We start from the raw sequence: 19670 nt of genomic DNA on the forward strand, positions 1-19670 counted from the left end.
TTGAAGAAAATTTAGCCATAAAAAATGCACCTCCAATTGTTAATTATGTGTCTAACAATTGGGGTGCACTTCAAATTTAGAGGGTCTTCCCTAATAGCAAAACTGTATTATTTCGTAAACATTTTCTCCGCTTCATCCATCGCCATTTTGTTTCCTAAAGCAGAATAGTCAAGCCATGGTTGGTCATTAATAGTATATACGTGCTTACCTTTAACAGCTTTTAAGTCTTTCCAAATTGGTGTTTCTTGAAGTTGTTTAAATGCTTCTTTCGCTTTATCGTCTCTATTTACAACAACGAAAATCGCATCTGCATCAAAGTCAGGTAATACTTCTTGTGAAATGACTTCGAAGGGGCGGTTTCCATCAATTTTCTCTACACCATTTGCAGGCTGTAATCCTAAGTCATGGAATAAAATTGGTCCCATCGGTCTTTTCGTACTAAATACACGTAACTCTTTTGCAGTAACGCGAATTGCCATTACTTTTTCGTTATTACCCAGCTCTTTATCTATTAAATTTTTCACTCGTTTTGATTGTTCTTCATAGTCTTGAATATATTTATCTGCTTCTTTCTCACGGTTTACAAGTTTACCTACTTCTTTTAAATGATCTCTCCACGTACCTTCATCTAAATTAAAAGTATGTGTTTTTGCAATTTTTTCGTATTTCGCTAAATCTTTGCCAGCGTATTTTTCATCCACATAAATTTCAGATGGCTTTAACTGAAGTAACGCTTCCATATTCGGATCTGTTACAACGCCCAGTTTCTTCGTATCTTTCAGTTGTTCTTTTGCATGTGGTAAGAAATCTTTTAAATCTCCACCAATAACAGAACCTACTGGTGTAATTCCTAATGCAAGTAAATTGTTCGTTAAGTGAATAGACATGGAAGCAATTTTTGGATCATTACTTTTTTCCGTTTTTTGCGTTGCCTCTTCATTAGATTTCGTTTGACCACATGCTGCTAATACTAAAATACACATAATGCTAAATAAAATAGTAAGTTTCTTTTTCATATGTTCTCCTCTTTGAAGTAGTTATTTTGTTTTTGTAAGTAAATAAAGAAAATACGGTGCTCCTAAAGCCGCTACTACTACACCAGCCGGAATAGAATTCGGCTCAAATATAGAGCGTCCTATCGTATCTGCGAGCACTAAAATAATCATTCCGATTATGCCAGCTAACGGAAGAAAGTGTTGATAGGTAGTACCTACTAACTTTCTTGCGATATGCGGAGCAACTAAGCCGATAAAGCCAATCCCCCCTGCCATCGATACACTTGCGCAAGATAATCCAACCGCTGTAGCTAAAAGTAATAACCGTTCTTTTTGCACAGAAACACCAAGTCCTGCTGCTACACTATCACCTAGTGACAATGCATTTAACGTTTTAGATTTTAGCCACGCATAAGGGGTTAGTATGAAAATCCAAGGTAATAATGCTAGCACATGAATCCAGTCTCTTCCCCACACGTTACCAACTAGCCATCTAGAAGCGAATGTATACGTCTCATCATTTAACTTGAGAGAGAAAAATAGCGAAATTGCACTAAAGCCAGCTGAAACTGCAATACCAACGAGAATAAGTCTAATGGGAAGTAAACCTTTTGACCGATCACTCGCAAGTAAAATAATAAGAAATGCAGCTAATACTCCTCCGCCAAATGTAAATAACGGTATTAAAATGGATGCACTCTCATTAATAGAATGAAAGAGAGTAACAAATACGATAAGACCGAAAGATGCACCTGAATGCAACCCTAAAATACCAGGATCTGCAAGTGCATTACGGGATAACCCTTGCAAAATCGCACCGGAAATACCAAGACCAATACCGGCTAACATCGTGATTATTATTCTTGGCATACGATAATCATATAGCACGGTTGCACTCTCAAAATCACCATAACCCAAAAGTGTTTCAATTACTCTAAGTGGCGCTATACTCAGTGTCCCTGTATTTAAACTAATTAAAATTACAGCGATACTTATACATCCGAAGATTGTAGTTACAGTAATAGCTCTCTTTTTATCCGTGTTAAAAAGATCCTTCACTTATAATTCCCTCCCAACTTTACGTGCTATATAGAGGAAGAACGGAACTCCAACAAGAGCTACCATAATCCCTATCGCAAGTTCCTTAGGAGGATTTACTGTTCTTGCCCCTAAATCAGCTACAACTAATAACATAGCTCCTAATAATGCTGACATAGGAATAATGAGTCTATAATTAACACCAACTAATTTTCTAGCAATGTGCGGGATAACTAGTCCTACAAATCCAATAGAACCAACAGCTGAAACAGAAACACCTGCCAGAATAACTACTATAATCATCCCTAGTATTCTCGTTCGGTTCGTTTTCACTCCTAAATTTGTAGCAACATCATCTCCCATTGATATGAGTGAAATAGATCTTCCTAACACTATCGCAAAAATAATCGTTATAAGAATAATAGGGACTAAAAATTTCAAGTGTTCCCACTTAACCCCTGCAACACCACCAGCATACCAAAACGCTAAATCTTGGCTTAAATCATAATAAATCGCAACACCTGAACTTAATGAATGTAAAAGCGCTGCCATAACCGCTCCAGCAATCGTTAACCTCATTGGTGTTAACCCGCCTGATGTTGCTGATCCAATAACAAAAATAAGTACTGTACTTAAGACAGCTCCAATAAAGGAAACAATCATTAAATAGGAATACGGCATATGTGGGAAAAAAGCAAAACTAAGTGCTACTACAAACATCGCACCTGCATTTATTCCGAGTACACCTGCATCAGCTAAAGGATTTCGTGTTACACCTTGCATAACAGCACCAGCAACCGCAAAAGCTGCCCCTACAACTGCTGCACCAATTACTCTCGGGAGCCTTAATTCATAAATAATTTGGTGCTGTGTTAGTTTCGGATTGTAATCCAAAACCGCTACCCACACCGTTTGTAAATGAATATCCTTTGCACCAAATGAAATGGCTAAAAATATAGATCCAATTAAACATAAAATTGTTAAGCTCATGAAACATATGAACTTAATATGTATCCAGCGGTTATTACCAGCATGTACAGTAGACTTATGTAACATGTTTCATTTCATCCTTTATATTCAGTTGTTTTTTATAATTATTTTTTATTTATAATTAATATTGATAATAATTATCATTTTCATTTAGATATTATATCCCCACTTTTTTTAAATAGCAAACTATTTTTTACTTTGTTAAAATATTAAAATACTTATTACAATTCCCTTCTAAAACTTACAAATACATGCAAAATAGACTACTAGCTTATTTTTAAAATCGTAGTATACTTAGTCATTATTTCGAGTTTTCTAACAAACTTATCAAAGGAGACCCAATGTTCTATATAAAACAATTACTACATTTCACTTACGAACAAGCATTATCTTGTTTATTCCCAGTCACTATTTTTTTAACACTAGCCCTTTCAAAAATCATTTCTATCCCAGGGTTATATCGCTATGATTTCATACTCATCGTATGCCTTCTTATGCAGTGGATTATGTACAAGACTGGTCTTGAAACAAAAGACGAACTAAAAGTAATTACCATCTTCCACCTCATCGGCCTTTTACTAGAAATATATAAAGTACATTTCGGTTCATGGAGTTATCCCGAAGAGGCATATTCGAAGGTTTTTGGAGTTCCGCTTTACAGCGGTTTTATGTATGCGAGTGTCGCGAGTTACATATGTCAAGCGTGGAGAAGGTTGCATTTAAAAATGCATCATTGGCCGAAAGCTATTTTTGCCGTGCCGTTAGGAGCTATGATTTACTTCAATTTTTTCACACACCACTTTACATACGATTTTAGATGGATATTAACTTTACTACTATTCATTGTTTTCTCTCGCACATTTGTACAATTTTCATTACAAGGCGTTACATATAAAATGCCACTCGTTCTCTCCTTTTTCCTTATCGGATTTTTCATTTGGATTGCAGAGAACATCGCAACATTTTTCGGAGCATGGCAATATCCAAATCAACGGGAAGCATGGAGTCTCGTTCACTTAAGCAAAATTAGTTCATGGTTTTTACTCGTTGTTATTAGCATTATGATTGTCACGCAGCTCAAACATTTGAAGGAATCAAAAAGATAATGCTGATTATGTAAAAACAGTTAGCCCATCACTCATTAGAGAGTGATGAGCTAACTGTTTTTAGTAATATTTTTTAAACCGTCCTTATCAAGGAAGTTATAATTTACAAGAGTATAAGCAATTACACATTATGAACTGCTACTAGCAGAAGATGTTGCTACAGATGAAGCGGCAATCGTTGCCATCATGGCTGCCTGTTGTGCTTGTATGAGGACTTCTATCATTGTTTGTAAACCTGTGTTAGTAGCTTTACTTTCCTCACCTTTCTGACTTACGAACAGTTGAATAGCAATAAGAATAGTTGTATCTGTATGCCAACGGAACAATTTATCCCCCTGCAATTTTTCAATAAATGCTCTAATAGAATGAATCTCTTTTTCTCCGTCCTCGAGTAACGCTAGTAGCCCGATAGCTGGGTAATGCATCTGTTTTACTTTTACCTTTTCTTGCTTTAACAAATTCCATATATTTGTGCATTTTGCAACTAATAGTTCTTCCCTGACATCCTTCTTTAGTGAAAGAATATGACTCAAAAATTGAAGATCATTCCCTTTACGCAAACCAGCTGTCGCTAGTTTCTGATAAAGACGTTCCACTCGGTCCATAAGTGTTTCTACATGCTCTGATTGTCCTGCTAATAAAACTGCGAGCGGATAATCATTTGTACTTGTAAGAAAGAGGTGATCCTTTTTCATGCGTTTATATACTTGCATCGAACGCTGAATGTACGCGCCATGTTGTTCATCTTCTTCTGTTAAAAGTACAGCTGCTGCGAGATAAGTAAATATACTCCGGCTAAAGCCACCAGTGACCAATTGTTCATATAAATCTAAAAACGTCCGAAAAGCTTTCTTGTAATCTGTAAAGTGAATATCTAATGTTGCGGCCACTACAAAACGATGATAAGACTTTAAGTATGAAAACATCCCTACCTGATTTTTAATATAACTACTAATTTCTAAAAAACGTCCGAGATCAAACAATTTATCACTACTTGCATACATAGCAGCAATCATCATTCCTGTTCGAGAATCACTCGTTTTCCATTTTAGTTCTCCCTTTAACTGTACATATGTATGTTTATATTGCTCCAACTTTTGTTCTAATGTAATCATAGTATTCACCCCTATTTCTAGTTCTTCTCTATTATTATACGTATATTCCATATTTAGGAACACTATAATTAATAATCACACCATAAAAATCATGAAATTCATTCATCCTTATATATTGTTTTTTATCTTTCTTCATCAGCATCAAGATGATAATCCCTAATCCTTCAAAAAGTTATACAAAAAAGGTAGATAATAATTTATCTACCTTTTTTGTATATATTATTTAACATTACACCTGTATTGCTTGTTATATGCAATTAAGACTAAAGAGCTTTAATAATTCGTTCCATCGCCTTCATTTGCCCAAGATGATCCGCTTCATGATAAAGCATCATACCGTAAAGCTCCCCTACTGTTTCTAATCCTAGGAATGGTTCTGGAAGTTTATTTTCAAATACTTCTGCTGGCATTTCGTTAATACGCTTCGCTTGTTCTTTTAATTGAGCCGTTAACACTTCTAATGATGGCCCTTCTGTTTCCCATTTAGATGGTCGTGTACCATATCCAAACATACCTGGGTATTCAGTTGGTAATTGTTTAAATTCTCTTCCAAACATGAAAGTTTCTGCTGCCGTTAACACGTGACCAATATGCCAGCGAATTGTATTGTTAAAGCCATCCGGCTGCGTATCCGCAGTATTATCATCTAACGTTTCCATGAATTTCAGTAATGCTCCACGCGTTATTTCAAATTGTTTTAAACCAACTAGTCTATTCATTTTATCGCTCCCCTTTTTTATGTACAATTTATTATGAACTAAGAGTGTTCAACTTATTAAAGTTTCACCTTGTATAATCTATCAGAAACAATTAAGAAATACACCTAATATGCTTATTAAACATAATAAAAAGGTTCACTCCTCGTAAATATAGAATTACTTACTATGTAAATAAAAGAGGAGTGTACTTGTATGTTACATATTTTAAAACAACAATATAATCTGATTAGCTCTACAAGAGAAACTCTATTTTCGTTTTTTGAAGAAATCCTAGTAGAAAAATTACATAGCACTGTTCCGAATTTCGGAAGCGGTAGTATAATAAAGACGCATATTCATGTAGCCGATTGCTATCGATACTGGCTTGGATCATTCGCATTCAAGCAAAAAAGAGCAGATTTTTCATTTGCCAGCGATTATGAAGTTGAGCATGCAGATGTCGAAAAAGTTCGTACTAGATTTAAGTTAGTAGATGAGGTTGTACTACGTTTTTTAGATGAATATAATGACCGATGGCTCGAAAATATAGCAAATGAAGTTAAATGGCAAAAAGAACCTTGGAGCACAACTCCGCTCTGGCTTTTAACTCATACGGAGACACATGAGTTTCATCATAAAGGACAAATTGTATCAATGGCTAGGCACCTTGGATATACTCCTCCTGATACAGATCTTAGTTAATTCAATGGTCCATGATTACTGAAAAAATTAGAATGAATACAAATCGAGCATGTTTTGAAATCCAATCAAAACATGCTCTTAAAATATGCTATCTTACAATCTCCATATCCTCATCAATACCAAATAGTCTCCGCATAATTATAAGCATCACTATTCGGAATGGCATGTTTCCCCTGCGCTTGTGCCTTTCTTGGATCTAAGTCATATACCATTGGCGTATAGCATGATGTTTTCCCTTTATTTACAACACCATTTCCTCCAGCACTTCCGCAAGTGTATGCCTTTCCATCTGTTTTTCTAACAATCCTTGCATCAGCTTCGTTATTATAAACTGCTGGGCGGGTTACAGTAACTTTTGCCCATGCTGTCTTACAAGTCGTGCTAAATTTTAATTCTACATAAGAATTTGAATCAATCCACTTCTTTTCTTTCGTTACTGCGGATTGATCACAGCTGTTATAGTAAGGACTTTTCCCATCATATGAATGATTTTCTGCGTATGCTTTATCGCTATTAGTCGTGCTAAACATACTAGTTACAACGAGTAAAGATAGCAATAAACATGCACTCACCTTTTTTAATAGCTTCATATAATTTCACTCCTTTATTAATAACGTGCTGTTTTACCGTAACCGTTATTAAACGTAACCGCTTCAGCATCTGCTGTATATCCGAAATCTGCAGTTAAATCAAATACCATTCCTGTATACGTGCTCGTTTGACCTGTTTTTATTGTGCCGTTCCCCTGATTAGAAGTAACTGATTTTTGGAATACACCATTTTTATATTTATTTACAACTGCGTACGCATACACTCCTCCCGAAACAGCTGGTGCTGGTTGATCTAAAACAAGCTTAGACCATGCTGCATGACATTTATTACTGTAACGTAAATACACTGTCCCTACTTTTTTACTCCCTTCATAAACTGCTGTAGACTTTGCATTAAATCCATCTGCATCACACGTTGTACTTCCCCCGTATACTTTCGTTGTTGCTGGATTTTTTCCGTCATAATAACTACTTAAATCAGTAGCTGCCAATGTACTTCCTTGGAAACTAAATAATACACCTATACTTGCCCCACTTAACACGCATACTTTCATTAACTTTTTAAACATATTAAATTCCCCCCTCACAATAAGTACGTATACTAAAGACAATCTATCCCCTATGTAAGCCCTCCTTTCACGCTTCCTAGAGGCATCTTACAGAAACGAATAAACGTTGTAAATTCCCTTATGATTATTGGAATATACGAAGAATTTTACTTATCCTTGTAAGAAAAAAGTTGAGAAATACACATTTTATAGCATTCTTTATTTAAAACATAAAAGAACCGATACTTGTTATATTCAAGCATCGGTTCTTTATATAAAATTGCCATTTTTTCTTTTATATAAAATAAATATTTCTCCACTTAATCCGTTGTAAAAAACTCCCTCGTTACATCAATAAATTGCTGCAGTGGCGCTGTCATCCATTTATCTTTATGCCAAGCAATTTGTGTATAAATCGGAGGTATTGTTTCTTTTAACACTAACTCCTTTAACGTCCCTTCCCGTATATCTTTTTCTACTACTATTGCTGGCAAAACTGCTATACCTAAATCCGCAATGACACATTGTTTAATTGCCTCGACACTAACAAACTCAATCTTATTTGCTGGATATACGTCTTCCGCACGAAATAACTCTTCAAATAAAGTCCGATATGAGCACCCTAGTTCAGTTAACAAAAGTGTTTCACTCTCTAAATCTTTTATAGAAACGGAAGCCTGTTCGAGTAAACAATGCCCTGGAGCCGCTACTACTTTTAATTCTTCTTTCATAAGTGGATCCACATGCAAAGCATCTTCTGTTTTACATTCGTCCAAAATAAATGCAAGATCGACTTTCCCCTCCATCAATTGTTCCTTCGCATCTTTATTGGAATGCGCTGGTTTAAATATAAGCTTTATTTTGGGGAATTGTATTTTAAACCTCTTTAATATAGAAGGAAGCCTATATGTACATTGACTTTCTTGTGCACCAATTATTAACGTACCTGCTATTTCCTCATCATCTTTCACAGCCGTCTTCGCTTCGTTACTAAGTGCGATTATCTTGTCCGCATATAGTTGAAACTTCCTGCCCGCTTCAGTTAAGAAAAGACGTTTCCCTAACCTCTCAAATAGTGGTGTACCGAGCTCAGCCTCTAACGTTTTAATTTGTGCTGTAACACTCGATTGGGCAAAGTTTAATTTCTTTGCAGTTTGTGTAAAGTTCAAAGTTTCCGCGGCTATTTTAAATGTAATTAATTGTTTTATCTCCATTTATCATCCCTCTTTTCAATCGGTATTTCCGATTGATTTCATCGAAATAATCCTCTTTGTCTATCGATGTTTATATTGTATGATAAAGAGCATCGACAAACAATATAAATGGAGGTATTCCATATGAAAGCACTTTGTTTCGAACAGTTCGGAAATCCGGATGTACTACAATATAAAAAAATACATGATCCAATCATAAATTCAAATGAAATTCTTGTCCGCACGAAAGCAATCGGTTTAAACTTTGCTGATATTTATAGACGCCGCGGTGATTATCATCTCGCTGGTAACCCGCCATATATATTAGGTTATGAAGGGGCTGGTATTGTTGAAAAAGTAGGAGCTGACGTTACTACTATCAATCCTGGGGACCGTATTGCATTTGCTGACGTCCCATTTGCAAATGCAGAATTAGTTGCCGTTCCATCAGAAAAAGCCATCCTACTTCCGGATTCTATTTCTTTTGAAACAGCCGCTTCTGTCTTATTACAAGGTCTAACGGCACATTATTTAACGAAAGATAGCTATCAAATAAAACAAGGTGATACAGCTTTAGTCCACGCTGCGGCTGGTGGCGTTGGTCAACTTCTTATTCAAATGATTAAACTACAGGGCGGAACAGTAATTGGTCTTACGTCATCAACCGAAAAAAACAAAGTAGCCACGTTAGCTGGGGCTGATCATGTATTTTTATATACGGAAAAATGGCATTCAAAAGTACTTGAAATAACAAACGGCACTGGAGTAAATGTTGTATATGAATCAGTAGGTTCTACATTAGAGGAAAGTTTTAACGCTACTAAAATTGGCGGTACTGTCGTATTTTACGGAATGGCTGGTGGTAATCCTGCGCCAGTTGATCCGCGTATGCTTATGGATACTTCAAAAACTTTAACTGGTGGAGACCTTTGGAACGTGCTTACTACTTTTGAAGAACGTAAGCAGCGCTCTACTCAATTATTCGATTGGATCACTAGTGGAAAAGTAAACATCGCGAGTCCTACTACATTCGCCTTACAAGATGGTGCTCTTGCACATAAATTATTAGAGAGCAGAAAAAGTACTGGGAAGATTTTATTGATTCCATAATCGTTCATATTTAAAAAGGAAGCTAGGTTAAATTTTATCAAAACCTAAATTCAAAACAGTTAATAAATGAAAGGACATAACATATTTTATATAACTAATATGTTATGTCCTTTCTTCTTCAAATAACGAGCCCGTGTTGATTTGGAATAAATTTTGTGCTCCTTACTCACTTAAAACGCCCTTTAAGTGAATATGAATTTTTTATTTGTATATCGCTAGGAAATTATCATTTCACTTGTATATAAGACTACGTACTGATTTATGCTAAAAACGAGAATTCACTCCTATAACGACAGTAGTGAATTCTCGTCTCTAGCCACTTTCGGAGTAAGCCCAGCACCCGCAAAGATTTCACAGGTCTGAGTTGCCTGCATTTCACTCGTCTCTATTAAAAGATGTCCTCCCGGTGCTAGCCAGAGAAATGCTTCTTTTGCTACTCTTCGCTGAATGTCAAGTCCATCCTCTCCTCCGTCAAGCGCCACCTTTGGTTCATGTAGGCGAGCCTCCTGTGGGAGCAGCTTTATTGCCTTGGTAGGTACATAAGGTGCGTTTGCAACTAGGGTATTCACGCGGCCTTTAAGTGCTTGAGGCAAAGCTTTATACAAGTCACCTTCAAAAACATGCCCACCGAAATTTGTTACATTGCGGCTAGCACATCGTACTGCGACAGGATCAATGTCAACAGAATACAATTCAACTCGTCCTAAAGATGCCGCCAGAGCTGCACCCACAGCCCCTGACCCACAACATAGATCAACGACGATATCACCAAAACATGACAGAACTTCTGCCTGTTGAACAAGAAACTCTGTACGTTGACGAGGTACGAAAACACCTCGGTCCACTTCTATCCGCAATCCACAGAATGCTGCGTATCCAACAACATATTCAAGTGGTAAACCATCGACTCGCATTTCCACCATTTTCTTTAGGTCCTCTGTTGTTTGTGCCTCTGACATAAGTAACCGGGTTTCATCTTCTGCGAAAACACACCCTGCGCTCTGAAGCCTGTTAATGATACATTTTTTCGTTTTATTTTCCAAAAAGAAATTAAATTCTCTTCCTATTTATCTCACCACTTTTTCTTATTTATAACCCTGTATTCGTTAAAAATTGGAGATATCCTTTTCAACAAAATGGCCCTATTCAAAAAGATACACCCTTATCCAATTAAATGATCCAATTGTCGAACAAAGAAACAATCTACATAATAGATATATTCACCAGTATATCCCAACCTGATTTTATAATTAATATACTAAATAGGAAAAGGAAGCTAGATTTCTCTACCCTCCTTTTCTTATTTCTATATGATTTTTTTATATTTCCACACTTTCTTTCCCTTTTGCAACATAGCTCATATCTCCAACCGACTCGACTGTGTATGTTCCACCTTGATATACAATCTTCGTCACACTAGCATTTTCCACTCCAAGTTTTGTTTTACTACTATCTATCATTTCTATTAAGGCAGTAATCAAAAGCCCATGAACGACAACTAAAACGGTACCGTCTCCATTTGCAGCAGCTTCTTCACTAATTTTATCAATCTCTGTTTTTATACGAGTAGAAAATAATTCCCAATCTTCCGCTTGTTTCGTAGGGTCTGCTGCTCTAATAAGATTAATTACTTCTTGAATAGAAAGCTTCATAAGTTCTTCTGGTGCTGCAACACCCGCAGCTTTTCCAACCGCATCCCACATATTTTCAAGTTTTTCACCTTCAAAAATACCAAAATTTAATTCTCGCAAATTTTTTCTTTTCTCAAGTTTCAATTTTGATTGCTCACTATATTTTAATACTAAATTAGCAGTTTCAATCGCTCGGCCGCTATCGCTACTATACACATTCGTAAAATGAACATCTTTTAATCCTGTTCCTAAATTTGAGGCAACTTCCACACCTTTTTCTACTAACGGAGAGTCTGCCCAACCTTGCGCGCGATGGTTCGTATTTAATATTGTTTTACCATGTCTTGTAACATATAACGTAACTACATTCTCATTGCTATTTGTTTCTCGCTTATTCATTCTATTCTCTCCCTTTACGTTTCTATATCAATTTTACCACCTCAATTATTCATTGAGCAAAATATACGTCAGTAGATCTGCTGAATAAAAAAAGCTATCTTTCTGTATATCTCTACAAAAAGATAGCATCTTTTATGATTACATTTCTTAGCCAATACTTCTACTCAGCAAAAGCACTCGAATATTGTACAATTCCTTCTACACCTTGAAGAGTGTTCTCTCTTAGCTCCATCACCATAAACACTTCATCTGGCACTTCAAATGGCGCTTTTATATTCCACTGACTTGCGCGTTCAAAACCGAATTTCGGATAGTACTCTGGATGCCCTAATACTACAACTGACCCGTATCCTAATTCTTTCGCTTTTTCTAAAGCAGCCGTGATAAGTTTTCCACCAATTCCTTTCTTCTGATGGCTTGGTGCTATTGACACTGGTGCAAGTGCTAATGAATCTACAGTAGTCCCACCTTGTTCTATTGTAATTTTCGATAACATAATGTGACCGACTATTTCCTTATCTACTCTGCAACGATGGATAACTCCGGAATAAATGCGTCACATTCTCTAATACGTTTTACAAGTTCATGCTCTTTTTTATCACTAAATTCTTCATTTAAAAATGCCTCTTTTACAACTTCTTCTGTCTTTCTATAATCATTTTTTTGTTCTTGTCTAATCGTTACCATTCTATATTATCCTCTATTCTTTCTTATTTCTTTTTGGATTTTACGAAGTGCTTTTTTCGATCCACGCTCTATATCATGTTGCATTTTTCTTTCTTTATAATCAACAAATAGTGTACTTAAATCGTACCCTTCTGGATATAATTCTTTCGCTGCTACCTCTAAAGTAATGCGTTTTACATTCACTTCAACGAATTCACCATTATAATATACAACGACGTTATAGAAATTATCTTTTTCCTTATAAAGGATACCAAAATCATCATAATCCAATAAATTCACACGGTCGCCGACTTTGTACTCATAATGAGATTCTCTTTTCGCTTGCACAAATTTCGGTTTTCTAATTTTACTTTCATTCACTTTTTCTATAGCGTATTCTTTATTTCCCATATACTCTTTCGCTCTTTGCAGTACATGTTCTTTTACGTTCATTTTATTCGCAATCCAAAGCGCATTACTTTCACCTGATTTACCGATAACTAATTTATAAAGTGGCTCTAGTGTTTCACTATTAAATTGCATTGCTGCGTTCATAAAATCACCATGCATTTCTGAAAAGCGTTTAATTTCACCGTAATGCGTACTCGCAATTGTAATACATCCCGCAAGGTAAAATTCTTCTAAAATAGATATCGCAAGCGCCGCACCTTCATTCGGTTCTGTACCGCTCCCTATTTCGTCAAATAGTAGTAACGTATTATTATTTGACATCCTCATAATTTCAGACAGATTTTTCATATGAGATGAAAAAGTGCTTAGTGCATTTTCGATACTTTGATTATCACCAATGTCTACAAATACATTTTCGAAAATAGCAATTTCCGTTTCTTTATCTCCCGCAATATGAAAGCCTGACATTGTCGCTAATGTTAATAGTCCGATTGTTTTTAACACAATTGTTTTGCCGCCTGCATTTGGTCCTGTAATAATTAAACTACGGTACTCTTGACCAATTTCAAAGTTTAACGGTACAACTTGCCCCGTTAAAAGCGGATGCTTACAATTCATTAAATGAATGTTTCCGTGATCGTTTAGCTTCGGTTCTATTCCATCGATTGATTTACTAAACTTCGCTTTCGCAAATACCATGTCATATTGACTTATCAGTTCCATATTAATTTTTATACTATAAATATTTTCTACTACCATTCCTGATAGTGTCGCTAATATTTGATACTCTTCCATTGCTTCTTCTGCTTTCAAACTTGCTAGTTCCACATTTAGCTTTGTAACCGTATGTGGTTCTATAAATACAGTAGAACCTTTTGCAGAAGCTTCAACAATACTCCCAGCAACTTGATTTTTATAGGAAGATTTAATTGGAATCGTATAACGGTCATCCTTTTTACTAATAAAGAATTCCTGAATAAATTTCTTATTTGCACTACTATTTAAAAACTTCGTTAAACGCTCTTTTATTTTTCCATCTACAGAATCGATATTATTTCGAATTCGTTTTAACTCTTTACTTGCAGCTGCATCAATACTATTTCCTTTAATTGAAAAGTTAATTTCCTCTTCAATGCTTTTATATTCAGTCATTGAATTTGCATAGGAAGCTAATACTGGTGCAAAAAATTCTTTATCTAACATAAACTTTTTAATCTTTCTACATCCACGTAAAAAGTCTGAAACACTTACTAATTCCTCTGGATCTAAAATCATCCCTTTTTCTAATTTTTGAATTGTACTCGCGATATTTGAAATTCCGAAAAAAGGCACATGTCCTTCTGCATCTAATATAGTCCTTGCTTCTGTCGTTTCATTTAAACGATTTCTCACTACTTTTATACTTGTACTCGGCTCTAATTTATTTAATAATTCCTTACCTAATCCACTTACACAATAAGATTTCACTATTTCCTTTAATTCGTTATATTGTAACTTTTCAAAAGTCATCGTATTCATTTTGTTTCTCCTCACTATGATTGATGTTTATCATAAATGAAGATACCTACTCATTAGATCCCAATGAGTTTTACATTATTCAATTACCATTTTTATACATTTAAAACGTATACAAAAAAGCTGCGGGGATACCGCAGCTTTTACATTTACAAGGCATGTGTAATAACATATGAGGAAATAAACCATAAAAAACGAATGGCAATCCTCTCATTACACGCTTTATAAAGTATTGTAGGTATCTTCATAGGTTTCGAAATAAACGCATGACAAAATTAGGGGTATGATATACATAAAAATCCCCTGGTCTTATCCGATTTATTTCATTAAATTTTTCCTATTTAATACCTACCGCACTCACAAAAAGCACCTCTCATTAATTTATATTTTATGGTCATTGAAATCTAATTTATTGAAATCATCATACTATATGTTTTGCAAGAAGTAAAGGTGTCATACTTTTATAACTATACAGAATGTAAAAAGAAGAGGAAACTTATATTTCAGTCTACCTCTTCTTTTTCATCACCAATTTACTGTTGAACATATATAGAAACAGAGCCTCCACTTACATGGAATTGCCCCGATCCATCTTTATTAATTGTTACAGTATTTGTTTGATTACCCGTAATATCGTACCATACTTCCCCAGCGTTATTCTTTCCAACATCCATCCACTTTGATCCTCCTGGTCCATCGGAGATTAATGCCGCTAAACCAGACTTAGCATGTACACTATCTCCTTCTCTTGTCCAGCCAATCACATCTGGATGGTCTAAATAATCACGCTGCGTACCATATGCAAAGTTTTTTCGTGCCGTCAAAATTGGATCAATTTTATCTTTTAACGCTGGAATTTCATAACTACTATTTCCGCTTGTCCCATAGTAATCACCATAAAAAACTGAAGGATAGCCCTCTGCACGAGTTAAAATAAATGCATATGCCAGCGGCTTAAACCACGGACTTACTACAGATTCCAATGATTGCCCAGGTTGAGAATCATGATTCTCAACGAGAGTAACTGCGAGTGCAGGATGATTTTTCATTACTGTTCCATTTAAAATATTTCTCATATCATAATTCCCATTTCCTGTTGAAGCATAATGAAAATTGTAATGAAGCGGTGCATCAAATACAGATTGATTATAATTGACTTTCGCCAAATAATTGTTTAAAGTCTGGATATCATTTTGCCAATATTCAGCCACCGTAAACATTTCTTTCCCCGTTTGCTGTCTGACATGATTTACCCAATCGCGTAAATATTCATGATCAATATGTTTAACAGCATCTAAACGAAATCCATCTAAATTTAATTCATTCGCATACCACGTTCCCCAACTTTTCATTTCATTCGCAACATCTGGATGATCAAAATCAAGATCTGCATACATCAAATAATCATAATTTCCATTTTCGCTAGACACTTCCCAGTCCCACGCTTTACCTATACCCCTAAATTTATAAATTCGGTTTAATTTCCTTCCTTCATCCCAATCCGTTCCGTCAAAATGATACCATTTCCATTTGAAATTAGAATAAGCATCTCTGCGCCCTGGAAAGTTAAAACCCGTCCACGCACTAATTTCATAATCACCTGATACTTCAATATTTCGATTGTTACGGTCTACCTCAACAGCTGTTACGGTTTCAGTATAATCAGCCCCACCTTTATGATTCATAACTACATCACCGTATACGTCGATGTTTTGCTTATGTAAAGCGTCAATTGCAGATTTCAACTGTGCCTTTGTCCCATATTTCGTCCGCACCGTTCCTTTTTGATTGAACTCCCCTAAATCGTATAAATCATAGGCCCCATACCCTACATCATTTTGCGAAGTCCCTTTATATGCAGGTGGTATCCATACAGATGTGATTCCCTTATGAGCTAAACTTTCAGCATCATAACGCAAACGATTCCAATGATTCCCATCATTCGGAGCGTACCACTCAAAATACTGCATTAATGTTCCATTATTTATCGTTGCTGCTTCCGCCTTATTCCTCCCATATATATTAGGAAAAAGCAAAATAAATAATAAACAGACTACCGTAATCCTTTTCAACATATTTACACCATCCCCTTTAAGAAAACGTTTGCATAACTCATTAAAATTATTATAATATTCGTTCTACAGTTAGTAAAGTAACAATCTTTTAATCTCTCACATTATTTTTCAAAATATGAATTTAACTATTCCACAAGTACCCCCACATAGTTTAAAATTCACATCGTATTCAAAATTGTATACAATTTATCTATAAAAGTATGACGGAGGGATTTCTATGACAGACTTTCAAAAACAATTTTTCGCACGTTTACATATAGAAGAAAAAGAAACCATATCATTTGAAGATTTATCTCAACTTATGTATGGAATGGCGCAAACTGTTCCATTTGAAAATTTAAATGTTCTCGAAAATAACTTTAAAGAAATATCAAAAGAGAATTTAAAAGAAAAAATTTTAGTAAACAACCGTGGCGGTCTTTGTTATGAACTAAATCCTACTATGTATTACTTTCTTAAAGACTTTGGATTGGATGTTTATTTAGTTTCAGGAACAGTTTACAATGCTGCGAACTCTATATGGGCTGTCGATTCCGGACATATCGCAACTGTTTTAAAACATCATCATGAACTTTATTTAATTGAAGTGGGGTTCGGATCATACTTACCTCTTGCACCTGTTCCTTTCTCAGGTGAAGTCGTTCACTCAGTAACAGGAGATTATCGTATTCGCAAAGAAACAACTGAAAAAGGAAATTACATTTTAGAAATGCGTAAAAACAATGAGTTTCTAGATCAATCTTCTGCTGATGATTGGACATTAGGCTATGCATTTTATATAGAAGAAGTGGATGAAACGAAAGCGAATACAGCACAAAAAATCATCGTTGAACATGAGGGCTCACCATTTAACAAAGTACCTCTTATTGTAAAACTTACACATGACGGACACGTTTCTTTAACAAAAGATCGTCTTACAATAACAAAGGACGGTACAAAATCTAAAGAAGAAGTTACAGACGAGCAATATACAAACCTTTTACATTCGAAGTTCGGAATTACACTATAACTGTTTAAGCCTTGCTATTTACAGCAAGGCTTTTCAATTTTCAGCAGGGATTTTTTGCAATTTGTTGTATTTCATAGTTATATAGGAATATGACTACACGTTTAGAAAGGAAATGATTATGACAGAACTTAAAGATCGATTACAAGTACCCGATAATGAAAAATGGAAGTTAACAGATATTTACGATACGATTGATGATTGGGAAAATGATTATAAAAAAATAGAAATGTTAACAATTGAACTAAAAGAATTTAATGGAGATATTCACGATGGCAATCGTTTATTAGCTTATTTAACAAAGAGTGAAGAAATATCTAGCATATTATCTTTAATGTTCGCTTATGCGCGATTACAATCTGATCTTGATACACGCGATACTGACGCCCAATCCCTTGTCGATAAAGTATCACAATTACATGTAAAGGTAAGCGCAGCGAAATCATTCTTCTCCCCATTCTTACTTAGCGTAGAAGAAAACACTTTACACTCTTACATAGAAGAAACGGAAGGGTTACTATACTATAAAGAAGACTTATTTGAATTATACCGTTATAAAAAACACGTATTGAATACGGATCAAGAAGAAATTTTATCCCAAATGGGTGAAGCACTTTCCTCTCCGCAACATACATTTGGTATGCTAAATAATGCAGATATATCATTTGGTGAAGTGACGAATGATGATGGAAAGAAAGTGAACTTAACACGTGGAATGTATTCGAAGTTAATAGAAGATGAGAATCGTGAGAAACGTAAAGAAGCTTATAAGGCATATTACAAACCGTATGTTCAGTTAAAGAACTCAATCGCTTCTACATTATCTTCTGCTATTAAAAATAATGTTACTGTTTCAAAGCTAAGAAAATATCCATCAGCTTTAGAGAAATCATTATTTGGCGATATGGTTCCGAAAGAGGTATATGAAAACCTAATTGATACAACGAAAAAAAACATTCAAACATTACATACATACAATGAAATTCGTAAAGAAAAATTAAATGTAGACGAACTAAGACAATACGACTTAAGCGTCGATTTAGTACAAGGTGTAAAACAAGACATTCCATATGACGAAGCGTTTGATACTATGATTGCATCACTTGCTCCTTTAGGAGAAGAGTATATTGAAACATTAAAAGGTTTTAAAGATAAACGATATATAGATGTGAGAGAAACGCCTGGAAAACGTTCGGGTGCTTATAACTTTGGGGTATATGGCGTTCACCCATTCATTCTTTTAAATCATCACGATGATCTAAATAGCCTTTTCACACTTACTCATGAGTGTGGTCACGGTATGCATACGCATTATTCACACGGATACCAACCAAGAATTTCTGCACACTATTCCATTTTTGTTGCAGAAGTCGCCTCTACAGTAAATGAAGTGTTATTAATTCACTACTTATTAAAAGAAGCGAAAGAAACGAACGTACGTAATCATTTAATTAACTACTTTATCGATAGCTTTAAAGGTACTTTCTTTACACAAATCATGTTTGCAGAATTTGAAAAAATCACACATGAAATGGCCGAACAAGGTAAACCATTAAACGCCCAAGTCTTTAGCGAAATTTATGAAAAGCTATTTAGAGAATATAACGGTGATTCACTTGTATTTGATGAAGAAGTAAAATATGGATGGTCTAGAATCCCTCATTTCTATCGTCCATTTTACGTGTACAAATACGCAACTGGATTCGCCTCTGCCATTCAAATTGCCGATAAATTATTAAGCGGTGATCCAAATGCACAAAAAAACTATATCGAATTCCTTAAAGGCGGAAGTTCTGACTATCCATTAAACCTACTGAAAAAAGCTGGTGTTGATTTAACTACGCCAGAACCGATTGAAAGTGCATTAAATCGCTTTACTCAACTTGTTGAAGAGTTTTCAGCATTATAAAAAAAGCATGCA

The 19670-nt window shown here is 35.2% G+C and carries 16 protein-coding genes and 2 pseudogenes; 5 read left to right on the forward strand and 13 right to left on the reverse strand.

Annotated features, from left to right (window positions below):
• Window positions 1–107 precede the first annotated feature (107 nt).
• From G9F74_RS06930 to G9F74_RS06940, 3 genes are read right to left on the reverse strand one after another with little or no spacing between them, the layout of a single operon-like run.
• Window positions 108–1016, reverse strand: a complete 909-nt coding sequence (locus G9F74_RS06930; RefSeq protein WP_016108847.1) for an iron-hydroxamate ABC transporter substrate-binding protein — start codon at window positions 1014–1016, stop codon at window positions 108–110.
• Window positions 1017–1037: 21 nt separating this feature from the next.
• Entirely contained in the window at window positions 1038–2054 is a 1017-nt protein-coding gene (locus G9F74_RS06935; protein WP_016108848.1) for a FecCD family ABC transporter permease, read from the reverse strand.
• Window positions 2055–3089: a FecCD family ABC transporter permease gene (locus G9F74_RS06940; RefSeq protein ID WP_000902729.1), complete on the reverse strand. Its 1035-nt coding sequence runs from the start codon at window positions 3087–3089 to the stop codon at window positions 2055–2057. It lies immediately after the preceding gene.
• Between the two features lie 275 nt (window positions 3090–3364).
• On the opposite strand from G9F74_RS06940, the gene G9F74_RS06945 reads away from it, so the two are divergent.
• A complete protein-coding gene (locus tag G9F74_RS06945) occupies window positions 3365–4129 on the forward strand; it encodes a DUF817 domain-containing protein (protein ID WP_000499378.1) in 765 nt (254 codons plus the stop codon).
• 128 nt (window positions 4130–4257) lie between these two features.
• Here G9F74_RS06945 and G9F74_RS06950 read toward each other — a convergent pair whose 3' ends face one another.
• Both G9F74_RS06950 and G9F74_RS06955 read right to left on the reverse strand, forming a co-directional pair.
• Complete coding sequence (locus G9F74_RS06950) at window positions 4258–5295, reverse strand: DUF4003 domain-containing protein (protein WP_016108849.1); 1038 nt, start codon at window positions 5293–5295, stop codon at window positions 4258–4260.
• Between the two features lie 212 nt (window positions 5296–5507).
• Entirely contained in the window at window positions 5508–5963 is a 456-nt protein-coding gene (locus G9F74_RS06955) for a DinB family protein (RefSeq protein ID WP_001081127.1), read from the reverse strand.
• 192 nt (window positions 5964–6155) lie between these two features.
• Between G9F74_RS06955 and G9F74_RS06960 the strand changes: the two genes are divergently transcribed.
• The gene (locus tag G9F74_RS06960) at window positions 6156–6644 is read left to right on the forward strand and encodes a DinB family protein (protein WP_016108850.1); all 489 of its coding nucleotides are present in this window, start codon (window positions 6156–6158) and stop codon (window positions 6642–6644) included.
• Window positions 6645–6757: 113 nt separating this feature from the next.
• Here the strand turns inward: G9F74_RS06960 and G9F74_RS06965 are convergent, their stop codons facing one another.
• From G9F74_RS06965 to G9F74_RS06975, 3 genes are all read right to left on the reverse strand, one after another.
• Window positions 6758–7234, reverse strand: coding sequence for a DUF2690 domain-containing protein (locus G9F74_RS06965; protein ID WP_016108851.1), 477 nt, complete (start codon window positions 7232–7234; stop codon window positions 6758–6760).
• Between the two features lie 17 nt (window positions 7235–7251).
• Complete coding sequence (locus G9F74_RS06970; RefSeq protein WP_016108852.1) at window positions 7252–7764, reverse strand: DUF2690 domain-containing protein; 513 nt, start codon at window positions 7762–7764, stop codon at window positions 7252–7254.
• Between the two features lie 299 nt (window positions 7765–8063).
• Window positions 8064–8957, reverse strand: a complete 894-nt coding sequence (locus G9F74_RS06975; RefSeq protein WP_000403867.1) for a LysR family transcriptional regulator — start codon at window positions 8955–8957, stop codon at window positions 8064–8066.
• Window positions 8958–9080: 123 nt separating this feature from the next.
• Here G9F74_RS06975 and G9F74_RS06980 point away from each other — a divergent pair, with 123 nt between their 5' ends.
• Window positions 9081–10046: a quinone oxidoreductase family protein gene (locus G9F74_RS06980; RefSeq protein ID WP_000645249.1), complete on the forward strand. Its 966-nt coding sequence runs from the start codon at window positions 9081–9083 to the stop codon at window positions 10044–10046.
• A gap of 264 nt (window positions 10047–10310) precedes the next feature.
• Here the strand turns inward: G9F74_RS06980 and G9F74_RS06985 are convergent.
• The 5 genes and pseudogenes from G9F74_RS06985 to amyS form a co-directional block, all read right to left on the reverse strand.
• Window positions 10311–11005: pseudogene (locus tag G9F74_RS06985) on the reverse strand (putative protein N(5)-glutamine methyltransferase).
• 360 nt (window positions 11006–11365) lie between these two features.
• Window positions 11366–12076 carry a histidine phosphatase family protein gene (locus G9F74_RS06990; RefSeq protein ID WP_016108854.1) on the reverse strand — a complete coding sequence of 237 codons (711 nt, stop codon included), beginning with the start codon at window positions 12074–12076 and terminating at the stop codon, window positions 11366–11368.
• Between the two features lie 160 nt (window positions 12077–12236).
• Window positions 12237–12763 (reverse strand): annotated as a pseudogene (locus tag G9F74_RS06995) (GNAT family N-acetyltransferase).
• Window positions 12764–12769: 6 nt separating this feature from the next.
• On the reverse strand, window positions 12770–14671 hold the full coding sequence (locus G9F74_RS07000) for an endonuclease MutS2 (protein WP_001095216.1): 1902 nt from the start codon (window positions 14669–14671) through the stop codon (window positions 12770–12772).
• Between the two features lie 530 nt (window positions 14672–15201).
• Entirely contained in the window at window positions 15202–16743 is a 1542-nt protein-coding gene (gene amyS, locus G9F74_RS07005) for an alpha-amylase (RefSeq protein WP_000919644.1), read from the reverse strand.
• A gap of 217 nt (window positions 16744–16960) precedes the next feature.
• On the opposite strand from amyS, the gene G9F74_RS07010 reads away from it, so the two are divergent.
• Both G9F74_RS07010 and pepF read left to right on the forward strand, forming a co-directional pair.
• Window positions 16961–17752 (forward strand): arylamine N-acetyltransferase family protein, encoded by a 792-nt coding sequence (locus tag G9F74_RS07010; protein WP_000129201.1) that lies wholly within the window; start codon window positions 16961–16963, stop codon window positions 17750–17752.
• 118 nt (window positions 17753–17870) lie between these two features.
• Complete coding sequence (gene pepF / locus G9F74_RS07015) at window positions 17871–19658, forward strand: oligoendopeptidase F (protein WP_000137585.1); 1788 nt, start codon at window positions 17871–17873, stop codon at window positions 19656–19658.
• Window positions 19659–19670 lie beyond the last annotated feature (12 nt).

The sequence above is a fragment of the Bacillus sp. EKM202B genome (genome assembly GCF_011066025.1).
Taxonomy (GTDB): Bacteria; Bacillota; Bacilli; order Bacillales; family Bacillaceae_G; genus Bacillus_A; species Bacillus_A toyonensis.

Excerpts from the sequence above, each read along its gene's own strand:
- G9F74_RS06980 (WP_000645249.1), top strand. The coding sequence starts at position 9,081 with ATGAAAGCACTTTGTTTCGAACAGTTCGGAAATCCGGATGTACTACAA.
- G9F74_RS06975 (WP_000403867.1), bottom strand. The coding sequence starts at position 8,957 with ATGGAGATAAAACAATTAATTACATTTAAAATAGCCGCGGAAACTTTG.
- G9F74_RS06990 (WP_016108854.1), bottom strand. The coding sequence starts at position 12,076 with ATGAATAAGCGAGAAACAAATAGCAATGAGAATGTAGTTACGTTATAT.
- G9F74_RS06960 (WP_016108850.1), top strand. The coding sequence starts at position 6,156 with ATGTTACATATTTTAAAACAACAATATAATCTGATTAGCTCTACAAGA.
- G9F74_RS06930 (WP_016108847.1), bottom strand. The coding sequence starts at position 1,016 with ATGAAAAAGAAACTTACTATTTTATTTAGCATTATGTGTATTTTAGTA.
- G9F74_RS06965 (WP_016108851.1), bottom strand. The coding sequence starts at position 7,234 with ATGAAGCTATTAAAAAAGGTGAGTGCATGTTTATTGCTATCTTTACTC.
- G9F74_RS07010 (WP_000129201.1), top strand. The coding sequence starts at position 16,961 with ATGACAGACTTTCAAAAACAATTTTTCGCACGTTTACATATAGAAGAA.
- G9F74_RS06945 (WP_000499378.1), top strand. The coding sequence starts at position 3,365 with ATGTTCTATATAAAACAATTACTACATTTCACTTACGAACAAGCATTA.
- G9F74_RS06970 (WP_016108852.1), bottom strand. The coding sequence starts at position 7,764 with ATGTTTAAAAAGTTAATGAAAGTATGCGTGTTAAGTGGGGCAAGTATA.
- G9F74_RS06950 (WP_016108849.1), bottom strand. The coding sequence starts at position 5,295 with ATGGAATATACGTATAATAATAGAGAAGAACTAGAAATAGGGGTGAAT.
- G9F74_RS06955 (WP_001081127.1), bottom strand. The coding sequence starts at position 5,963 with ATGAATAGACTAGTTGGTTTAAAACAATTTGAAATAACGCGTGGAGCA.
- pepF (WP_000137585.1), top strand. The coding sequence starts at position 17,871 with ATGACAGAACTTAAAGATCGATTACAAGTACCCGATAATGAAAAATGG.
- G9F74_RS07000 (WP_001095216.1), bottom strand. The coding sequence starts at position 14,671 with ATGAATACGATGACTTTTGAAAAGTTACAATATAACGAATTAAAGGAA.
- amyS (WP_000919644.1), bottom strand. The coding sequence starts at position 16,743 with ATGTTGAAAAGGATTACGGTAGTCTGTTTATTATTTATTTTGCTTTTT.
- G9F74_RS06940 (WP_000902729.1), bottom strand. The coding sequence starts at position 3,089 with ATGTTACATAAGTCTACTGTACATGCTGGTAATAACCGCTGGATACAT.